This is a genomic window from Bifidobacterium aemilianum (assembly GCF_003315635.1).
In the GTDB taxonomy this organism is placed as follows: Bacteria; Actinomycetota; Actinomycetes; order Actinomycetales; family Bifidobacteriaceae; genus Bifidobacterium; species Bifidobacterium aemilianum.
Window position 1 is genome coordinate 1 of the sequence record NZ_PDCG01000039.1, and the last position, 660, is coordinate 660.

2 protein-coding genes are annotated in these 660 nt (G+C 58.0%); both read right to left on the bottom strand.

Features of this window, described 5'->3' with window-relative positions:
• A partial coding sequence (locus CRD60_RS09220) for a hypothetical protein (RefSeq protein ID WP_236630928.1) occupies positions 1–210 on the bottom strand: 210 nt, incomplete at its 3' end.
• Between the two features lie 93 nt (positions 211–303).
• A partial coding sequence (locus CRD60_RS09225) for an SHOCT domain-containing protein (protein WP_236630929.1) occupies positions 304–660 on the bottom strand: 357 nt, incomplete at its 5' end.

Genomic DNA, 660 nt, shown 5'->3' on the forward strand with positions numbered 1-660 from the left:
GCCGATGAGGAAGGCGAGCAGTACGGCGGCGACCGTTTTCCACCTGTGTTTGCCTTTGCCGGCGCGGGGCTTGCTGTGGTTTCCGCCGTCAGGCGGCACCGGCGGGGGAACTGCACCAGCCGGTGTTTCCGCTGTTGCAAGTGGCAGGACGGTCGTCCTCTCTTCGCCGCCCACCGAAGGGAATACGCTCGTCCCATCATCCGCACCCATGATCGCTCCTTCACTCAGTCACCGATGACAGCACCAACATAGCAGACACAACGATACGGACAGGAGAAGCCTGCTCTAACCCGTGGGGCGTCGTTAAATTCCTAGAAGCCTGCTTTTCGCCGCACTGAATTCTGCGTTGCTCAACGCTCCAGAAAAATGTAATTCCGACAGCTGTTCTAGTTGTTTGCCGAGATTGCTCGTAGCTGGATTCGGTGGGGCTAGTGTAGCGCTTATCTGGTGAGCGGTCTCGTATTGCCTGACGGCGTTGTTCACTTTGCCCGCGAACTTCGCCGCCGCAGAGATTAACCCCTCTCCGGCTTCCACTGTCCAGACAAAGTCTGGGCCTTCTATGACTACGAACTGGCTCCCCTGGACCTGCCTCCTATACACACCCCCCAGCCCACGATACGCCACCCTAACACAGACGCCGTCTTCTGCTTTCACAACAAA